Source organism: Citrobacter sp. Cy070 (assembly GCF_030332245.1).
In the GTDB taxonomy this organism is placed as follows: Bacteria; Pseudomonadota; Gammaproteobacteria; order Enterobacterales; family Enterobacteriaceae; genus Citrobacter; species Citrobacter youngae.
The window spans coordinates 28525-45447 of record NZ_JAOWIG010000072.1 but is presented as its reverse complement, the minus strand read 5'-3'; the positions used below and the strand labels follow the sequence as shown (position 1 = coordinate 45447).

Annotated in this window: 15 protein-coding genes; 11 read left to right on the top strand and 4 right to left on the bottom strand. The window is 52.6% G+C overall.

Going from position 1 to position 16923, the window contains the following annotated elements; all coding sequences use genetic code 11:
• Both OGY19_RS13365 and OGY19_RS13360 read left to right on the top strand, forming a co-directional pair.
• Positions 1-324 (top strand): YdbL family probable chaperone protein, encoded by a 324-nt coding sequence (locus tag OGY19_RS13365; protein ID WP_061067968.1) that lies wholly within the window; start codon positions 1-3, stop codon positions 322-324.
• Between the two features lie 132 nt (positions 325-456).
• On the top strand, positions 457-636 hold the full coding sequence (locus tag OGY19_RS13360; RefSeq protein WP_048211566.1) for a hypothetical protein: 180 nt from the start codon (positions 457-459) through the stop codon (positions 634-636).
• Between the two features lie 34 nt (positions 637-670).
• Here OGY19_RS13360 and azoR read toward each other — a convergent pair whose 3' ends face one another.
• Entirely contained in the window at positions 671-1276 is a 606-nt protein-coding gene (gene azoR, locus OGY19_RS13355) for an FMN-dependent NADH-azoreductase (RefSeq protein WP_005126702.1), read from the bottom strand.
• A gap of 201 nt (positions 1277-1477) precedes the next feature.
• On the opposite strand from azoR, the gene hrpA reads away from it, so the two are divergent.
• The 3 genes from hrpA (at position 1478) to aldA (ending at position 7897) form a co-directional block, all read left to right on the top strand.
• The gene (hrpA, locus tag OGY19_RS13350) at positions 1478-5380 is read left to right on the top strand and encodes an ATP-dependent RNA helicase HrpA (RefSeq protein ID WP_115602003.1); all 3903 of its coding nucleotides are present in this window, start codon (positions 1478-1480) and stop codon (positions 5378-5380) included.
• Positions 5381-5460: 80 nt separating this feature from the next.
• Positions 5461-6258, top strand: coding sequence for a YdcF family protein (locus tag OGY19_RS13345; RefSeq protein WP_170927359.1), 798 nt, complete (start codon positions 5461-5463; stop codon positions 6256-6258).
• A gap of 199 nt (positions 6259-6457) precedes the next feature.
• Entirely contained in the window at positions 6458-7897 is a 1440-nt protein-coding gene (aldA, locus tag OGY19_RS13340; RefSeq protein WP_115602004.1) for an aldehyde dehydrogenase, read from the top strand.
• 41 nt (positions 7898-7938) lie between these two features.
• Here aldA and OGY19_RS13335 read toward each other — a convergent pair whose 3' ends face one another.
• Positions 7939-8865 (bottom strand): alpha/beta hydrolase, encoded by a 927-nt coding sequence (locus OGY19_RS13335; protein ID WP_115602005.1) that lies wholly within the window; start codon positions 8863-8865, stop codon positions 7939-7941.
• Between the two features lie 126 nt (positions 8866-8991).
• Positions 8992-9993 (bottom strand): type I glyceraldehyde-3-phosphate dehydrogenase, encoded by a 1002-nt coding sequence (gene gap / locus OGY19_RS13330; protein ID WP_086523686.1) that lies wholly within the window; start codon positions 9991-9993, stop codon positions 8992-8994.
• Between the two features lie 189 nt (positions 9994-10182).
• Between gap and cybB the strand changes: the two genes are divergently transcribed.
• Positions 10183-10713: a cytochrome b561 gene (gene cybB / locus OGY19_RS13325; RefSeq protein ID WP_048211572.1), complete on the top strand. Its 531-nt coding sequence runs from the start codon at positions 10183-10185 to the stop codon at positions 10711-10713.
• A gap of 42 nt (positions 10714-10755) precedes the next feature.
• Here the strand turns inward: cybB and OGY19_RS13320 are convergent, their stop codons facing one another.
• Positions 10756-11682 carry a DMT family transporter gene (locus OGY19_RS13320; protein ID WP_061067963.1) on the bottom strand — a complete coding sequence of 309 codons (927 nt, stop codon included), beginning with the start codon at positions 11680-11682 and terminating at the stop codon, positions 10756-10758.
• A gap of 180 nt (positions 11683-11862) precedes the next feature.
• Here OGY19_RS13320 and OGY19_RS13315 point away from each other — a divergent pair, with 180 nt between their 5' ends.
• The 5 genes from OGY19_RS13315 (at position 11863) to OGY19_RS13295 (ending at position 16896) form a co-directional block, all read left to right on the top strand.
• A complete protein-coding gene (locus OGY19_RS13315; protein ID WP_061067962.1) occupies positions 11863-12282 on the top strand; it encodes a translesion error-prone DNA polymerase V autoproteolytic subunit in 420 nt (139 codons plus the stop codon).
• A complete protein-coding gene (locus tag OGY19_RS13310; protein ID WP_115602006.1) occupies positions 12282-13550 on the top strand; it encodes a Y-family DNA polymerase in 1269 nt (422 codons plus the stop codon). The genes OGY19_RS13315 and OGY19_RS13310 overlap by 1 nt, the downstream gene beginning before the upstream one ends.
• Before the next feature lie 61 nt (positions 13551-13611).
• On the top strand, positions 13612-13887 hold the full coding sequence (locus tag OGY19_RS13305; protein WP_003833178.1) for a metal/formaldehyde-sensitive transcriptional repressor: 276 nt from the start codon (positions 13612-13614) through the stop codon (positions 13885-13887).
• A gap of 32 nt (positions 13888-13919) precedes the next feature.
• A complete protein-coding gene (locus tag OGY19_RS13300) occupies positions 13920-15038 on the top strand; it encodes an S-(hydroxymethyl)glutathione dehydrogenase/class III alcohol dehydrogenase (RefSeq protein WP_115602007.1) in 1119 nt (372 codons plus the stop codon).
• 169 nt (positions 15039-15207) lie between these two features.
• Complete coding sequence (locus tag OGY19_RS13295) at positions 15208-16896, top strand: methyl-accepting chemotaxis protein (RefSeq protein ID WP_061067959.1); 1689 nt, start codon at positions 15208-15210, stop codon at positions 16894-16896.
• Positions 16897-16923: the final 27 nt, after the last annotated feature.

Genomic DNA, 16923 nt, shown 5'->3' with positions numbered 1-16923 from the left:
ATGAAAAAACAGCTTGTAGCGATCCTGGTGGCGTTAAGTTTTTTGAGCGGCAACGTATGGGCATTGACGCTGAATGAAGCCAGAACGCAGGGACGGGTAGGTGAAACGCTTAACGGCTATCTTGTAGCGCTGAAAACGGATGCTGAAACGCAGGCGCTGGTGAATGAGATTAATAAAGCGCGCAGCGCCAGCTATCAGCAACTGGCTGAGAGTAACAACATTCCGCCAGATGAAGTGGCGAAAATGGCCGGACAAAAGCTGGTCGCCCGCGCTAAACCCGGCGAGTATGTACAGGGCATAAATGGGAAATGGTTAAGGAAATAATAATTCATTTCTGAGCAGGAGCTGACAAGTATTGCATTCACATGAATTATTCATCGATATCGCAATAGTTGCCACACTGCATGATATCGATGTTGATATAGTTCCCCTCCGGTAGCGTCCTGGGGTGAAATCATGTGGCTTTTCAAGTGGTATGTCTGGAATCGTTGGGTATTCAAGCTGTTAAGCCGGGATGTCGCGGAGCCGGAACAATTTTTACAGCATTGCTGGGAAGAAAATCTGGCGAAGTGCAGGGATTACGCAACCATCTGGCGTGATATTAATCGCATTCACGGGAAGCAGGCAAAGAAGTAAAAACCCTCCCACCGGATGGTGAGAGGGTCAATCATCAGGCAGCGACGACGCTGTCGATTGCCGCTTTTGCATCGGATTGTGCTTTAGATGCCACTTCCGGACCGTAAGCAATGCCTTCCGCGAAGACGACGTTCACGTCGGTGATACCGATAAAGCCCAGGAACACATTCAGATACGGGGTGATCAGGTCGGTCGGCGTATCTTTATGGATACCACCACGGCTGGTCAGCACGATCGCACGTTTTCCAGTTACCAGACCTTCCGGGCCTTTCTCGGTGTAACGGAAGGTCACGCCAGCACGGGCAATCAGGTCGAAGTAGTTTTTCAGTTGCGTTGGGATGTTGAAGTTATACATCGGCGCGGCGATAACAATCACATCATGCGCTTTCAGCTCAGCGATCAGTTCATCGGACAGCGCGAGCGCTTCTTGCTGGCGTGGCGTCAGCGGCGTATCGCTCGGGCGCATCGCACCCACCAGCTCGCCATCCAGCACCGGAACAGGATTTGCAGCCAGGTCACGGACGGTGATTTCATCAGCGGAGTGCTTTTCACGCCACTGTTCAACAAAATAATCAGACAACTGACCAGACTGAGAGTACCCTGCCAGAATACTGGATTTAAGAACTAATACCTTGCTCATGGGTGTTTCCTTTTATGTGTTTGAAGGGGATGTGCCCCGTTGCTTGTTGACACTTTATTCACAATCCTGCCGCAGTGATAGCGCAATATATCGAATCCTATGTTCGAAATTATTGAACAACACATGAAAAGCGCCGATGTGGTACTCTATACCTATCATCTACAAGAGATTTAACCCGGCAGAGCACTGCCCTCTAACGCTATGACAGAACAACAAAAATTAACCTTCAACATGCTGCAGCAACAGCTGGACTCACTGATGCTGCGCGACAGACAGCGTTTTGCCCGCCGCCTGCACGGCGTGAAGAAGGTTAAAAATCCTGATGCACAACAGGCCATTTACCAGGAGATGGCGAAAGAGATCGCGCAGGCAGCAGGTAAAGTCGTGCTGCGCGAAGCGGCGCGTCCGGAGATTACCTATCCGGAAAACCTGCCAGTCAGCCAGAAAAAGCAGGATATTCTGGACGCCATTCGCGACCATCAGGTGGTGATTGTGGCCGGTGAGACCGGTTCGGGGAAAACCACCCAGTTACCGAAAATCTGTATGGAGCTGGGGCGTGGGGTGAAAGGGCTGATTGGCCATACTCAACCGCGCCGTCTGGCGGCGCGCACCGTGGCGAACCGTATTGCGGAAGAGTTGCAAACCGAGCCGGGCGGCTGTATCGGTTATAAAGTGCGTTTCAGCGATCATGTCAGTGACAACACCATGGTTAAGCTGATGACTGACGGTATCCTGCTGGCGGAAATCCAACAGGATCGGCTGCTGATGCAGTACGACACCATCATCATCGATGAAGCGCATGAACGCAGTCTGAATATCGATTTTCTGCTCGGTTATTTGAAAGAACTCCTGCCGCGTCGTCCGGATCTCAAAATTATTATCACTTCGGCGACCATCGACCCGGAGCGTTTTTCAAAGCATTTCAATAACGCGCCGATTATCGAAGTCTCCGGTCGAACGTACCCGGTGGAAGTGCGTTATCGCCCGATTGTTGAAGATGCAGATGACACCGAGCGTGACCAACTGCAGGCAATTTTTGATGCTGTAGATGAGTTAGGCCGTGAAAGTCAGGGCGATATTCTGATCTTCATGAGCGGCGAGCGCGAAATCCGCGATACTGCGGATGCGCTGAATAAGCTGGATTTGCGCCATACCGAAGTGCTACCGCTCTATGCGCGTCTTTCTAACAGCGAGCAGAACCGCGTATTCCAGTCGCACAGCGGCCGCCGTATCGTGCTGGCTACCAACGTGGCGGAAACCTCGCTAACCGTGCCGGGGATCAAATATGTAATTGACCCGGGCACTGCGCGTATCAGCCGTTACAGCTACCGTACTAAAGTCCAGCGTTTGCCGATTGAACCGGTGTCGCAGGCTTCTGCGAACCAGCGTAAAGGCCGCTGCGGTCGTGTTTCGGAAGGGATCTGTATTCGCCTGTATTCCGAAGACGATTTCCTGTCGCGCCCGGAGTTTACCGACCCGGAGATCCTGCGTACCAACCTGGCATCCGTTATTTTGCAGATGACTGCGCTGGGACTGGGGGATATCGCGGCATTCCCGTTCGTTGAAGCACCGGATAAACGCAATATTCAGGACGGGGTACGCCTGCTCGAAGAGCTGGGGGCGATAACCACCGACGAACAGGCAACCGCTTACAAGTTAACGCCGTTGGGCCGTCAACTGTCGCAACTGCCGGTGGATCCGCGTCTGGCGCGCATGGTGCTGGAAGCGCAAAAACATGGCTGCGTACGTGAAGCGATGATCATTACCTCGGCGCTGTCCATTCAGGACCCGCGCGAGCGTCCAATGGACAAGCAACAGGCTTCTGACGAGAAACACCGCCGCTTCCACGACAAAGAGTCTGATTTCCTCGCGTTTGTGAACCTGTGGAACTATCTTGGCGAGCAGCAAAAAGCGCTGTCGTCAAACCAGTTCCGTCGCCAGTGCAAACTTGATTTTCTAAACTACCTGCGCGTGCGAGAGTGGCAGGATATCTACACGCAACTGCGCCAGGTAGTGAAAGAGTTGGGTATTCCGGTTAACAGCGAACCTGCTGAGTATCGGGAAATTCACGTTGCGCTGTTGACCGGGTTACTGTCGCATATCGGGATGAAAGATGCCGATAAACAGGAATTTACCGGCGCGCGTAACGCCCGCTTCTCGATCTTCCCCGGTTCTGGGTTGTTTAAAAAACCACCGAAATGGACGATGGTTGCTGAGCTGGTGGAAACCAGCCGCCTGTGGGGACGTATTGCCGCACGTATCGATCCCGAGTGGGTGGAGCCGGTTGCCCAGCATCTGATCAAACGTTCATACAGTGAACCGCACTGGGAACGCGCGCAGGGTGCTGTAATGGCGACAGAAAAGGTCACCGTTTACGGCTTACCGATTGTGGCCGCCCGTAAGGTGAACTACAGCCAGATCGATCCAGTCCTGTCGCGTGAACTGTTCATCCGCCATGCGTTGGTGGAAGGCGACTGGCAAACTCGCCATGCGTTTTTCCGTGACAACCTCAAGCTGCGTGCGGAAGTGGAAGAGTTGGAGCACAAATCACGCCGTCGCGACATTCTGGTCGATGATGAGACGCTGTTTGAGTTTTACGACCAGCGCATCAGCCATGATGTGGTTTCCGCCCGCCACTTTGACAGCTGGTGGAAGAAGGTTAGCCGCGAGACACCGGATCTGCTCAACTTTGAAAAGAGCATGCTCATCAAAGAGGGCGCGGAGAAAATCAGCAAGCTGGATTACCCGAACTTCTGGCATCAGGGCAATCTCAAACTGCGCCTGAGCTATCAGTTTGAACCCGGCGCTGATGCGGATGGCGTGACCGTGCATATTCCGCTGCCGCTGCTTAACCAGATCGAAGAGAGCGGTTTTGAATGGCAAATTCCGGGGCTGCGCCGTGAGCTGGTGATCGCCCTGATTAAATCACTGCCAAAACCGGTACGACGCAACTTTGTGCCGGCACCGAACTATGCGGAAGCGTTTTTAGGCCGAGTGACGCCGCTGGAACTGCCGCTGCTGGACTCGCTGGAGCGTGAACTGCGCCGCATGACCGGCGTCACCGTTGACCGTGACGACTGGCACTGGGATCAGGTGCCCGATCACCTAAAAATCACCTTCCGGGTCGTGGATGATAAGAACAGGAAGCTGCAGGAAGGGCGTTCGCTGCAGGATTTGAAAGATGCGCTGAAGGGCAAAGTTCAGGAAACGCTGTCTGCGGTGGCGGATGACGGTATTGAACAGAGCGGATTGCACATCTGGAGCTTCGGTCAACTACCGGAAAGTTACGAGCAAAAACGCGGCAACTATAAAGTCAAAGCGTGGCCTGCGCTGGTGGATGAGCGTGACAGCGTTGCCATCAAACTGTTTGATAATCCGCTGGAGCAACAGCAGGCGATGTGGTGCGGTTTACGCCGCCTGTTGTTGCTGAATATTCCATCACCTATCAAATATTTACACGAGAAACTGCCTAATAAAGCGAAGCTGGGGCTGTATTTTAACCCGTATGGCAAAGTGCTGGATTTGATTGACGACTGTATCTCCTGCGGTGTGGATAGACTTATCGACGCTAACGGCGGCCCGGTGTGGACGGAAGAGGGCTTTGCGGCGTTGCACGAAAAAGTGCGGGCTGAGCTGAATGACACAGTGGTCGATATTGCGAAGCAGGTCGAACAGATCCTGACAGCGGTATTTAATATCAACAAACGTCTGAAAGGGCGTGTGGATATGACCATGGCGCTGGGGCTTTCGGATATCAAAGCGCAAATGAGCGGGCTGGTGTACCGTGGATTTGTCACCGGCAATGGATTCAAACGCCTGGGCGATACGTTGCGTTATTTGCAGGCCATTGAAAAACGGCTGGAGAAACTGGCGATTGATCCACATCGCGATCGGGCGCAGATGCTGAAAGTAGATAGTGTGCAGCAGGCCTGGCAGCAGTGGTTCAATAAACTGCCGCCCGCGCGGCGTGAAGATGATGATGTCAAAGAGATCCGCTGGATGATAGAAGAGCTGCGAGTCAGCTATTTTGCCCAGCAGCTTGGCACACCATATCCGATCTCCGATAAACGTATTCTGCAGGCGATGGAGCAGATTACGGGGTGACGCGATGCTGGACCGTAGGCCGGATAAGGCATAGCCGCCATCCGGCATCTGTACCCGGTAAAGAATAAACACCAGGAGTTATGAGTATGAGTCAGTTCCCGATACTTTCCGCAGCCACCCTTGCGGCGATAAATACCGTAGGGCGATGGTTGGCGCAGAATGATTTTATGGAGAACATCACCGTTCAGTCAGACTGCGTGATTCTGGCGGGCAACGCGGTTATTCCGACCATCGACGCCGCCTGTCGGATCGCGAAAGAACAACAGGTTCCCTTATTGATTAGCGGTGGCATCGGTCATTCTACGCGCTTTCTGTATGACGCGATTGCAGAGCATCCTCGCTATAACATCATCCGCACCAGCGGACGAGCAGAAGCTGCGATCCTGGCTGATATTGCGCACCAGTTCTGGCAAATTCCGGGTGAGACGATTTGGGTGGAAGACCAGTCAACAAACTGCGGTGAGAATGCACGCTTTAGCTGTGCCTTACTGAACCAGGCGACAGAAAATATTCACACGGTCATTGTGGTGCAGGACCCTACAATGCAACGCCGCACGATGGCGACGTTTCAGCGTGTAACCCGTGATTTTCTGCAGGCGCCGCGCTGGTTGAGTTTTCCCGGTTTTATCCCTGAGTTGACTCTACAGAACGGTGGTGTGGATTTCGCGCCAACTGCGGAGGGGCTGTGGTCTGTGGATCGCTATCTTTCACTGATTACCGGCGAATTGCCGAGACTGCGCGATGATGCAACCGGCTATGGCCCTCGTGGTCGTGATTTTATCGCCCATGTTGATATTCCGCAGAATGTTGAGGATGCATGGTTGCATCTGCAAAACGATACGGCGCTGACTGACCTGCTGGCGAGCCGATCGCTGTAATCTTTGCTGCCCGTTTGTCGGCGTTTTGCCGCAAACGGGCATAAATCCTGCCTGTTTTTTCCCTCCGCCATGACATTACCAGATGCTTTTATGAAGCGGCTCACAGAACGACAATTCCAGCAGTAATGCGTCATGCATGATTGGTATTAATTAACAATAGTTTTACTTGTTAAAAACAAATCAATCACAGGAGAAGCGCATGTCAGTACCCGTACAACATCCTATGTATATTGATGGGCAGTTTGTGACCTGGCACGACGATGCCTGGATTGATGTCATCAATCCAGCGACCGAAGAGCTGATCTCGCGTATTCCCGATGGACGCGCTGAAGATGCGCGTAAAGCGATCGATGCCGCACAGCGTGCTCAGCCGCAATGGGAAGCCCTGCCTGCTATTGAACGGGCGAACTGGTTACGCAAAATTTCTGCGGGCATCCGTCAGCGAGCCGCTGAAATCAGTGCGTTGATTGTGGCGGAAGGTGGAAAAATACAGCAACTGGCCGAGGTCGAAGTCTCATTTACCGCCGACTATATCGATTACATGGCTGAGTGGGCGCGTCGCTATGAAGGCGAGATCCTGCAAAGCGATCGCCCGGGTGAGAATATCCTGCTGTTTAAGCGTGCACTGGGCGTGACGACGGGCATTCTGCCGTGGAACTTCCCGTTTTTCCTGATTGCCCGCAAACTGGCTCCCGCCTTGCTGACGGGGAATACCATTGTCATTAAGCCGAGTGAATTCACACCGAATAACGCCATCGCCTTTGCCAAAATTGTTGATGACATTGGTTTACCGCGCGGAGTCTTTAATCTGGTGCTGGGACGCGGTGAAACGGTCGGTCAGGAGCTGGCTGGAAACCCGAAGGTGGCGATGGTGAGCATGACCGGTAGCGTCGGTGCAGGTGAGAAAATTATGGCCGCAGCGGCCAAAAACATCACCAAAGTTTGTCTGGAGTTGGGTGGCAAAGCGCCGGCAATCGTCATGGACGATGCTGACCTTGAGCTGGCAGTGAAGGCTATTGTTGACTCGCGGGTGATCAATACCGGTCAGGTGTGCAACTGTGCTGAGCGCGTATACGTTCAGAAAGGTATCTATGACCAGTTTGTGAATCGTCTGGGAGAGGCAATGAAAGCCGTCCAGTTTGGCAATCCGGCCGAGCGTAATGACATCGCGATGGGGCCGCTCATTAATGCGGCTGCGCTGGCACGTGTGGAACAGAAAGTGGCGCGCGCAGTGCAGGAAGGGGCCAGAGTGGTTCTGGGCGGTAAAGCCGTTGCCGGCAAAGGTTATTACTATCCACCGACCTTACTGTTAGACGTACGTCAGGAGATGGCGATTATGCACGAGGAGACGTTTGGTCCGGTGCTGCCGGTGGTGGCGTTTGATACGCTGGAACAGGCGTTGACAATGGCCAATGACAGCGACTACGGTCTGACCTCATCGATCTATACGCAGAATCTGAATACGGCGATGAAAGCGATTAAGGGGCTGAAGTTTGGCGAAACCTATATTAATCGAGAAAACTTCGAGGCGATGCAGGGCTTCCACGCTGGCTGGCGTAAGTCCGGGATTGGCGGGGCTGATGGTAAACATGGTCTGAACGAATACCTGCAAACGCAAGTGGTGTATCTGCAGTCCTAAGTTTTTCGCCGGGTGAGTCTGTACGCCACCCGGCGCCATCCTCACACTTTAGTGGCTACCCAGTTCATCATCATTTCCGGCCAGATGGCCAGCGGTAACCCTTGCGCATCGCGAATACCAAATCCGTGCTTACCGCGTTCAAACAGATGCATTTCGACCGGAACGCCCTGCTCACGTAGCGCATTAAAGAAGACCAGGCTGTTTTCTACCTTCACCGCCGGATCGTCAATGGCGTGTAGCAGGAATGTCGGCGGCGTTGTGTTCTCAACCCGTTCTTCAAGTGAATAGCGGTGCAGGTCCTTTTCTTCGGGGGTCGTGCCAACTAATTCAAGGCGAGAGCCTGGGTGAGCGATATTCTCACGCAGGCTAATCACCGGATAGACCAGCGCCATGAACGCGGGGTGGGCGGGTTGTTCGTCTACGCTATCGAGGGGCGTATAAACCGATTCAGCAAAACGTGTTCCCAGGCTGGCTGCCACATGACCGCCGGAGGAAAAGCCCAGTATACCGATACGATAAGGATCGATTCCCCATTCATGTGCGTTAGCCCGAATGTAGCGCATAGCGCGTTGGGCATCGGCCAACGGTGCGTTTGACGCTTCCTCGTGACCATCCCCCGGCAAGCGATAGGTCATGACAAACAGAGTATAACCGCGGGCATTAAAAAAGGGCGCCAGCGCACTGCCTTCTTTGTCCAGCACTACGCGTCGATAAGAGCCGCCGGGGGTGACAAGTATTCCCACACCATTCGGTTTTGCGGGGGCGTAGACGGTGATTTCTGGGGCACGAATACCGGTTACCGCACGATCGTAATGAGAGGTTCCTGTATGTCTGGGTTCGGGGGTAAATACCGCATCGCTGTTTTTTGCTCCGGGGGCTTCACCCATTGGCCAGACTGAGACGGTGGTGGCGTGGGCAACGGCTTGCGCGATCATAGTTTCTAACGTTTCTCGACTCAGTGCTTCCATTACTGTGCTCCCTTTGTGGCAAAGGTTAGCTATAGCACACTTAATGGGTTGAAAACGGGGAGAGACTCACAACGTATTGAATTATCGGGAAATGAAACGAGGCGGAGGCGATCCTCCGCCATAACACTAAAGCGTGATAAATTTATCCAACGTACGGATAAGTTGGGTGACAAAACCGTACTCGTTATCGTACCAGGCCACGGTTTTTACCAGTTGCAGATCGCCCACTTCGGTGATCTCGGTTTGTGTTGCATCAAATACTGAACCGAAATGTGAGCCAATGACATCTGACGAGACAATTTCTTCGTCGGTATAGCCGAATGATGCATTGTTCAGCGTTGCCTTTTTCAGCGCGTCGTTAACCTCTTCCGCAGTGACTTTTTTACCCAGAATCGACACCAGTTCCGTAACGGATCCGGTTTTTACCGGAACACGCTGGGCGTGACCTTTTAATTTCCCGCTCAGGGCCGGGATCACCAGACCAATCGCCTTCGCCGCACCGGTGGTATGAGGAATGATATTTTCTGCTGCCGCGCGTGAGGCGCGCAGATCTTTCCCGCGAGGGCCATCAACCAGTGATTGCGTTCCGGTGTAAGCATGGATAGTGGTCATGGTGCCAAGCTGAATACCGAAGCTGTCATGCAGCGCTTTTGCCATCGGCGCCAGGCAGTTGGTGGTGCACGACGCGACAGAGATAATCCGATCGCTGGCATCCATCGTGTCGTCGTTGACGTTAAAGACAATGGTTTTCATATCCCCAGCCGGGGCGGATATCAGCACTTTTTTGGCCCCGGCATCCAGGTGCGCGTTGGCTTTTTCTGTTGAGGTATAAAAACCGGTGCATTCGATGATGATCTCTGCGCCAGTCGTTTTCCACGGAATATTTTTGGCCTCTTTTTCGGCGTAAACGGCAATTTTTTTACCATCGACAATCAGTGCGTCCTCGGTAAAGTCGACGCTCCAGGGAAACGGGCCGTAGTTTGAATCGTGTTTTAACAGATAAGCGAGGATTTTCGGTGAGGTGAGGTCATTGATAGCGACGACCTCCACGCTGCTTTTGACCTCCAGTAGCCGACGCAATACCAGACGACCGATACGACCAAAACCGTTAATGCCAATTTTATTCATGGTTTTCTCCTGTCAGGATGAGACGGTACGACATATTTTCCCTACCAGGCATAGTCCAGTCAGGCATCCGCGGCAATAGCTGTTTTTGCGGTTAAACGTAACTGACTGAAAATGGGTGAACAAAACTTAATGAATTTTTAACAAAAGCCCGTTATGTTGACGCATTATTGTTTTGATTCGAGAAGTGTTATGGGGAAGAAGTATTCTGGCCTGCAAATTGGCATTCACTGGCTGGTCTTTTTGTTGGTCATTGTGGCCTACAGTGCCATGGAGTTTCGCGGATTTTTCCCGCGCAGCTATCGTCCCGGGTTCAACATGGTGCATGTTTCCTGTGGTATCACGATTTTAGCGTTGATGGTGGCGCGTCTGCTGGTCAGACTTAAGTATCCGGCACCACCGATTGAACCAAAACCGAAGCCGATGATGATTGGCATGGCGCATCTGGGGCATCTGGTTATCTATTTGCTGTTTATTGCGCTGCCGATTATTGGCCTGGTGATGATGTATAACCGGGGAAATCCGTGGGTTGCATTCGGCATTGTTATGCCACATGCGGCAGAAGCCAATTTTGAACTGGCCGATATGCTGAAATCATGGCACGAAACGCTGGCAAACCTGGGTTATTTTGTCATTGGCCTGCATGCCGCCGCGGCTCTGCTACATCACTATTTCTGGAAGGATAATACGTTGTTGCGCATGATGCCGCGAAAACGTTCCTGATAAAACGCCCCGCGTAATGCGGGGTGTTTTATTTCTCTGTGATTATTTTTCGCATGAGATCTCTTTTTCAACGCGTTGCACCTGCGTGGCGCGTTTCTTCAGGCTGATGATGGCCAGTGCCAGAACAATCAGCACAATCCCGCTACCTTCGACAACGCCAGGTTCTTCGCCGAGCAACCACCAGGAAAATAGTACCCCGCAAACCGGCACCGCCAGTGTGCTTAAACTGGCGATACTGGCAGGCAGGTTACGCAACACAAACAGCCATAAGCTCCAGGCCAGCGCGGTTGCCAGTACGGCGCTATATCCTAATGCCCAGAATACGACAGGCTGCCAGTCAGGTGTTCGCTGTGGGACCAGCCAGGCTACCAGACTCATCACCAGCGCGGCATACAGCATCTGCCACGAGGTGAGTGCTAACAGGTCTATACTGGGATGACGAACATACATACGTTTGGCGACAACCGCACTGGCTCCCCAACTGATGCCCGAGAGGATTGCCAGCAGCGCACTCTTCATTGACGAAAAGTCCAGTTGCCACGGCTGTAATACCAGTATCAGGCCAAACGCCGCCACTGCAATAGCGACGTACTGCAAACGACGCATGCGTTCACCGAGAAAAAGGGCGGCCATAATGACCACCCAGAAGGGCATGGTATAACTCAGAATAGCGACTTTTCCCGCACCGCCGCTGACCAGCGCCCACTGTGATAATCCCACCATGCCGCACGTTTGTAACAAGGCTATCGCCAACGTATAACCGAACGGGGTCGGGCGCATTCCGCGTCCGCGTAGCATCAGGACAATAAATAATAACAATGCCCCAAAAGAACAACGTAGTGCGGTGAAATCGAATGAACCAATGTAGTGCGTGACCTGTTTCATGGCAATCCAGCTATAGCTCCAGATGAGCGTTAGCGCGATCAGGCCGCCAATGGCCAGCGGATTGCTTTTCCCTGCGGTAGTCATAGTGTGTCCGTTTTGATGATGTTATGGCGCTACTATACCCGGTTTCATGTCGCGATACGTTTGTACAGACACTAGTCGTTATAATTCAGGTGAATAGCAATAGCGCCACAAAAAGCCGCTTGAACAACTGCTCAGATAAAACTACTGTATATAAATACAGTTAATATTGGATGAGTCATTATGTTGTTTCTCAAGCCAGCGGATCTCCGCGAAATCAATACAACCCCCTTGTTTAGTGACCTTGTTCAGTGCGGGTTTCCCAGCCCGGCTGCGGATTATGTCGAGCGGGGCATCGACTTGAATGAATTGCTAATTCAGCATCCCAGTGCCACGTACTTCGTGAAAGCCGCGGGGGATTCAATGATTGAAGGGGGGATCGATAATGGCGATTTGCTGGTTGTTGACAGTTCGCTGACGGCGGTACATGGCGACATTATTATCGCTGCCGTTGATGGTGAGTTCACGGTTAAGCGGCTGCAGCTTCGTCCAACGGTACAGCTCGTTCCAATGAACAGCGCTTATGCACCGATCGTTATCGGTCGTGAAGAATCACTGAATGTATTCGGTGTCGTTACCTATGCCGTGAAGGCTCTGCGCTGATGTTTGCACTCTGCGATGTAAATTCGTTTTACGCCAGCTGTGAGGCCGTTTTCCGGCCTGATCTCTGTGATAAACCGGTGGTGGTTCTCTCAAATAACGATGGCTGTGTTATTGCCTGCAGCGCGGAGGCCAAAAAATTGGGTATCCAAATGGGGGCTCCGTACTTCAAACAAAAAGATCTGTTTCGACGTTACGGCGTGACGTGCTTTAGTTCAAATTACGAGCTGTATGCGGATATGAGTAGCAGAGTCATGTCCATCCTGGAGGAACTCTCTCCGCGCGTGGAAAGATATAGTATTGATGAAGCGTTCTGTGATTTGACGGGGGTGAGGAACTGCAGAGATCTTACTGATTTTGGTCGCGAGATGAGGGACACTATTTTGCAGAAAACTCATCTTAAAGTGGGTGTCGGTATTGCCCAGACCAAAACACTGGCTAAGCTGGCAAACTATGCGGCTAAAAAGTGGCAGGATCAGACCGGCAGTGTGGTCGATTTATCGAATAGCGAGCGCCAACGCAAGCTGATGGCCGCAGTTCCGGTTGATGAAGTCTGGGGTGTTGGACGCCGTATCAGTAAAAAACTGGACGCTATGGGCATTAAAACGGTCTGCGACCTGGCTGAAACCGATATTCGCTTTATCCGCAAACATTTCAGCGTTGTGCTGGAAAGAACCGTACGGGAATTGCGCGGCGAATCGTGCCTGGCACTGGAGGAGTTTGCGCCGGTTAAGCAGGAAATCATCTGCTCAAGGTCGTTTGGTGAGCGGCTCACGGATTATAATGCCATGCGAGAGGCGATTTGTACCTATGCTTCACGTGCGGCGGAGAAGTTGCGCGGAGAGCACCAGTTCTGCCGCTTCATTTCTGCGTTTATTAAAACCAGTCCATTTGCCCATAACGAACCTTACTATGGTAACAACGCGTCGGTAAAACTACTGACACCAACCCAGGACAGTCGGGATATTATTGGTGCGGCGACGCGCTGCCTTGACGCCATCTGGCGAGAGGGGCGGCATTATCAAAAAGCAGGCGTGATGTTAGGGGATTTTTTCAGTTCCGGTATGGCGCAGCTAAATCTTTTTGATGAAAACGTCCCGCGGCATAATAGCGACAAACTTATGACGGTTCTGGATACCCTTAATGCTAAAAATGGTAAAGGGACGCTCTGGTTTGCCGGACAAGGGATACAGCAACCGTGGGCAATGAAACGAGACATGCTTTCGCCTCGCTATACGACGAGATACAGTGATTTATTGCGCGTGGGGTAGTGGATTTTACAAAGATGTAAAATTACTGATACTATAGGGGGGTATGGTATCTGGAGGGCGTATGCCGCATTCACCTGAAGATAAGAAACGCATTCTCACCCGTGTACGCCGTATTCGCGGCCAGGTTGATGCGCTTGAGCGCGCGCTGGAGTCCGGCGAGCCGTGTCTGGCGATCCTGCAACAAATTGCCGCTGTGCGCGGCGCATCCAATGGCCTGATGGGCGAAATGGTTGAGATCCACCTGAAAGATGAACTGGTCAGCGGGGAGACTACCCCAGACCAGCGTGCTGTGCGCATGGCTGAAATCGGCCATCTTCTGCGCGCTTATCTAAAATAACACCATCACCTCGCAATAATGGGAAGAGACAAATGAAATCACGCGCAGCAGTTGCATTCGGCCCCGGTCAGCCGTTAAAAATTGTCGAGATCGACGTCGCACCGCCAAAGAAAGGTGAAGTGCTGGTTAAAATTACCCACACAGGCGTGTGCCATACTGACGCTTTTACGCTCTCTGGCGACGATCCGGAAGGAGTGTTTCCGGCGATACTCGGCCATGAAGGCGGGGGCATCGTGGTTGAAGTGGGTGAGGGCGTCACCAGCCTGAAACCGGGCGATCATGTGATCCCGCTGTACACCGCAGAGTGCGGCGAGTGCAAGTTCTGTAAATCGGGTAAAACTAACTTGTGTCAGGCCGTGCGTGCGACACAGGGCAAAGGTCTGATGCCGGATGGCACAACGCGCTTCTCGTATAACGGCGAGCCGATTTATCACTATATGGGCACCAGTACCTTCAGTGAATACACCGTTTGCGCAGAGATCTCGCTGGCGAAGGTTAACCCGCAGGCTCCGCTGGATAAAGTGTGTCTGCTGGGCTGTGGCGTAACCACCGGGATCGGAGCGGTCCATAACACCGCGAAAGTGAAAGAAGGCGATACCGTGGCCGTATTTGGTCTGGGCGGTATTGGCCTGGCGGTGATTCAGGGCGCGGTACAGGCGAAAGCCGGGCGTATTCTGGCCGTTGATACTAATCCGGAAAAATTCAAGCTGGCGGGTGAAATGGGCGCGACCGATTTCATCAACCCGAACGATTACGATAAGCCGGTGCAGGACGTGATTGTTGAGCTCACCGACGGTGGCGTGGACTTTAGCTTTGAGTGTATCGGCAACGTTAACGTGATGCGTGCGGCGCTGGAGTGTTGCCATAAAGGGTGGGGTGAAAGCATCATCATTGGCGTGGCGGGTGCTGGTCAGGAGATCAAAACACGTCCGTTCCAGTTAGTAACCGGGCGCGTGTGGCGCGGTTCCGCGTTTGGCGGTGTAAAAGGGCGCACCCAGTTGCCGGGTATGGTCGAAGAAGCAATGAGCGGAAAAATTCAGTTAGATCCGTTTATTACGCATCGCCTGCCGCTGGAGCAGATCAACGACGCGTTTGATTTAATGCATCAGGGTAAATCCATCCGTACCGTTATCCATTTTGGTGATAACTGATTCATTGGCCAGCGGATTTCACCGCTGGCACTTTCCTGAATTTCTTTGAATGATGTTGTGAAAGTGTGACGAATCCGGCGCTTTTCACGGTAAGTAAACTTCCCGGATTGCCGATGACTATCTAACGGGCGTGTTTTCACGCATAAACCCTACAAGAGAGTCGACGGTCATGGACAACACTACATCGATGCAAGCCCAGCATAAACTGGGCTTTCTGCATCAAATCCGGCTGGTTCCGCTGTTTTCCTCCATTCTCGGTGGCATCCTTCTGCTGTTCGCCTTAAGTTCCGGGCTGGCAGGTTATTTTCTTATGCAGGCCGATCGCGATCAGCGCGATGTAACCGATGAGATTCAGGTTCGGATGGGGTTATCTAACAGCTCTAACCACTTACGCACCGCGCGTATCAACATGATCCATGCTGGTGCGGCGAGCCGTATTGCTGAAATGGATGACATGAAGGCCAATATTGCCGAGGCAGAAAAACGTATTAAGCAATCGCAGGACGGTTTTAATACCTATATGGCGCGTGCGGTGAAAACCACTGACGGAGAGGCGTTAGACGCTGAACTGAGCGCCAATTTCAAAGCCTATATCGACGGCTTACAGCCTATGCTGAAGTACGCTAAAAACGGTATGTTCGAGGCGATCATCAACCATGAAAATGAACAGGCCAGACCGCTGGACTCTGCTTACAACAAGGTGTTGTTAAAGGCGATCGATATTCGTACCGCCAGGGCGAATCAGTTAAGCGAACAGGCGCACCAACGTACACAGCTTGGCATGGCCTTTATGCTGGGTGCATTCGTTCTTGCGCTGGCGCTGACCGTGATGACGTTCATTGTTTTGCGCCGTACCGTTATTCATCCTTTGTTACGTGCGGCCCAGCGCATTGAGCAAATTTCAGCGGGCGATCTGACGATGCCGGAGGAACCAACCGGGCGCAGCGAAATTGGTCGCCTGAGCCGTCATCTGCAAACAATGCAACGATCGCTTGGGAAAACGGTGGGCACGGTACGTCAGGGGGCGGAAGAAATCTACCGTGGTACCAGTGAGATTTCTGCGGGCAATACCGATCTTTCTTCACGAACTGAACAACAGGCCGCGGCGATTGAACAAACGGCGGCCAGCATGGAAGAACTGACGGCTACGGTGAAGCAAAACGCCGACAACGCACATCATGCGAGCACGCTGGCGGAAGATGCTTCCGGCAAGGCCAGTCGGGGCGGTCAGATGGTCTCTGGCGTGGTTAAAACCATGGGGAATATCTCAACAAGTTCGAAGAAAATCTCCGAAATTACCGCCGTTATAAACAGCATTGCCTTCCAGACCAATATCCTGGCGCTGAACGCAGCGGTCGAAGCGGCGCGGGCAGGCGAGCAGGGGAGAGGGTTTGCCGTCGTAGCCAGTGAGGTACGTACGTTAGCAAGCCGCAGCGCCCAGGCGGCAAAAGAGATAGAAGGATTGATCAGCGAATCAGTCCGACTGATTGACCAGGGATCCGGAGAAGTGGTCGCGGCAGGCAATACGATGACGGATATTGTCGATGCGGTAAAACGTGTCACCGACATTATGCTGGAAATTGCGGCGGCCTCTGATGAACAAAGCCGGGGTATCGTCCAGGTAAGCCAGGCGATTTCAGAGATGGATAAGGTCACGCAGCAAAACGCCTCACTGGTTGAAGAAGCATCGGCCGCTGCGGCCTCTCTTGAAGAGCAGGCCGCACGCTTAACGGAAGCCGTCGGCACATTCCGTTTAACCGGGACAAGCGCAATTAAACGCGTTACACCTGCCGTTAATCCATCGGTTTCACTGCCAAAATCAAACACGGTAAATACGGATAACTGGGAAACATTCTGACAGGTCAGTCATCCGGTAATACGATTC

What these genes read in the sequence shown, in the direction of transcription:
- OGY19_RS13300 (WP_115602007.1), top strand. Translation starts at nt 13,920, where the DNA reads ATGAAATCACGCGCAGCAGTTGCATTCGGCCCCGGTCAGCCGTTAAAA.
- OGY19_RS13315 (WP_061067962.1), top strand. Translation starts at nt 11,863, where the DNA reads ATGTTGTTTCTCAAGCCAGCGGATCTCCGCGAAATCAATACAACCCCC.
- azoR (WP_005126702.1), bottom strand. Translation starts at nt 1,276, where the DNA reads ATGAGCAAGGTATTAGTTCTTAAATCCAGTATTCTGGCAGGGTACTCT.
- gap (WP_086523686.1), bottom strand. Translation starts at nt 9,993, where the DNA reads ATGAATAAAATTGGCATTAACGGTTTTGGTCGTATCGGTCGTCTGGTA.
- OGY19_RS13295 (WP_061067959.1), top strand. Translation starts at nt 15,208, where the DNA reads ATGGACAACACTACATCGATGCAAGCCCAGCATAAACTGGGCTTTCTG.
- cybB (WP_048211572.1), top strand. Translation starts at nt 10,183, where the DNA reads ATGGGGAAGAAGTATTCTGGCCTGCAAATTGGCATTCACTGGCTGGTC.
- OGY19_RS13365 (WP_061067968.1), top strand. Translation starts at nt 1, where the DNA reads ATGAAAAAACAGCTTGTAGCGATCCTGGTGGCGTTAAGTTTTTTGAGC.
- aldA (WP_115602004.1), top strand. Translation starts at nt 6,458, where the DNA reads ATGTCAGTACCCGTACAACATCCTATGTATATTGATGGGCAGTTTGTG.
- OGY19_RS13360 (WP_048211566.1), top strand. Translation starts at nt 457, where the DNA reads ATGTGGCTTTTCAAGTGGTATGTCTGGAATCGTTGGGTATTCAAGCTG.
- hrpA (WP_115602003.1), top strand. Translation starts at nt 1,478, where the DNA reads ATGACAGAACAACAAAAATTAACCTTCAACATGCTGCAGCAACAGCTG.
- OGY19_RS13335 (WP_115602005.1), bottom strand. Translation starts at nt 8,865, where the DNA reads ATGGAAGCACTGAGTCGAGAAACGTTAGAAACTATGATCGCGCAAGCC.
- OGY19_RS13305 (WP_003833178.1), top strand. Translation starts at nt 13,612, where the DNA reads ATGCCGCATTCACCTGAAGATAAGAAACGCATTCTCACCCGTGTACGC.
- OGY19_RS13310 (WP_115602006.1), top strand. Translation starts at nt 12,282, where the DNA reads ATGTTTGCACTCTGCGATGTAAATTCGTTTTACGCCAGCTGTGAGGCC.
- OGY19_RS13320 (WP_061067963.1), bottom strand. Translation starts at nt 11,682, where the DNA reads ATGACTACCGCAGGGAAAAGCAATCCGCTGGCCATTGGCGGCCTGATC.
- OGY19_RS13345 (WP_170927359.1), top strand. Translation starts at nt 5,461, where the DNA reads ATGAGTATGAGTCAGTTCCCGATACTTTCCGCAGCCACCCTTGCGGCG.